Source organism: Kitasatospora sp. NPDC041988, assembly GCF_055588525.1.
On record NZ_JBVJCO010000015.1, the window covers coordinates 1 to 1,469 of the forward strand.

The window sequence follows — 1,469 nt, forward strand, 5'->3', positions numbered from 1 at the left end:
TCCCCCCCCCCCCCCCCCCCCCCACCCCCCCCCCCCCCCCCCCCCCCCCCCCCCCCCCCCCCCCCCCCCCCCCCCCCCCCCCCCCCCCCCCCCCCGCGGCCGCGGCCCACGAGAAGCGGGAGCCCCGGCGGGTGGACTGGCGCGCCATGGTGGCCCAGGTAGGTCAGGCTTGAGGACCATGCGGCTTTGAGCAATGTGCCGTCGCAGGCCCAGCGGCAGGACGTCGCGGTCATGTTGTGCCGGACGGCGAACGTGTCGATCTTGTCAATGAGGTCGTCGCGGCCGGGGAGGTCGCCGCGGATCTGCCGGCTTGGGTCGGCCCTGTTCTCGTATGGCCACCGCGAGGTGGCGTGTAGCGCTGCCCGACGGTAGGTAAACGCGCGCCTCAACCCGTCGTCCAGCGATGGAGCTTCTCGGGGTTGCGTACAACCCAGATGTGCTTGATCCGGTCGTCCGCGACCTCGAACGCGTACACCGACACGATGACGCCGTCCTGCTGAGCCACCAGACCGGGCTGACCGTTGACCGTACGCTCCAGGAACGTCATGGTGTCGGGCCTGCGGCGGGCGATCTCTCGCCAGGCGTGCGCGATCTGCTCAGCGCCTTCGATGGGGTGCGGGAAGGTGATGGCAAGGCCACCGCCGTCGGCGATCGCCGTGGCATCGGGATCGAGCAGACCGATCAGGGCGTCGATGTCCTTGGCCTCCCAGGCTTGCTTGAAGTCCCTGACGACCGCGGCGCGTTGGGCTGCCGCAGTCGTGGAAGGCTGCGCGGCCCGGATGCGGCGGCGGGCCGAGGAGGCCAGCTGCCGGCATGCCGCCGGGGTACGGCCGACGATCTCGGCCACTTCGGCAAACGAGTGGCAGAAGACGTCGTGCAGGATGAACGCGACGCGTTCGGCGGGGGTCATCGATTCGAGCACGACCAGGAAGGCCAGGTTGACCGACTCGTCCAGGGTGACCTGGTCCGCCGGATCGGCCGTCGCACCGTCCGCCCGCCCACTGATCCACTCCGAACGCTCGGGCAGTGGCTCGGGGATCCATTCGCCCACGTAGGTCTCTCGCCTGGCCCGTGCCGAGCCGAGCAGGTTGAGGCAGATGCGGCCGGCGACTGTCGTCAGCCAGGCGCCGGGGTTCTCGATGGCGTCCTGCTGCTGCCGTGACAAGGCGTACCAGCGGGCGTAGGTCTCCTGGACGGCGTCCTCGGCCTCGGCCAGGGAGCCCAGAAGCCGGTACGCGAGATTGATCAGTTGGCGCCGCTCGCTCATGAGCGCGTCCAGGCCCTGATCGGGCCGGCCGTGTCCTGGCTCGGATCGGGTGCTCATGGTCCCGACCGCTCCCTTCGTCGTATCTGCCCTTACCGGGGGGGGGAAAAAGCACGAAAAGGAGGGAGGGGGGGGGGGTGGTGCGGGGCGCGAAAGGGGGCGGGGGTTGTCGCGACCCAGTGAACGCAACAACGAAGCCGCAGGA

The 1,469-nt window shown here is 70.7% G+C and carries 1 protein-coding gene; it reads right to left on the reverse strand.

What is annotated here, in order from left to right; all coding sequences use genetic code 11:
• Window positions 1-385 precede the first annotated feature (385 nt).
• Complete coding sequence (gene sigJ, locus ACZ6NC_RS16980; protein ID WP_465733395.1) at window positions 386-1,324, reverse strand: RNA polymerase sigma factor SigJ; 939 nt, start codon at window positions 1,322-1,324, stop codon at window positions 386-388.
• Between the last annotated feature and the right edge of the window lie 145 nt (window positions 1,325-1,469).

Bases quoted from the DNA above. Each gene is read 5' to 3' on its own strand.
- sigJ (WP_465733395.1), bottom strand. From the start codon at position 1,324: ATGAGCACCCGATCCGAGCCAGGACACGGCCGGCCCGATCAGGGCCTG.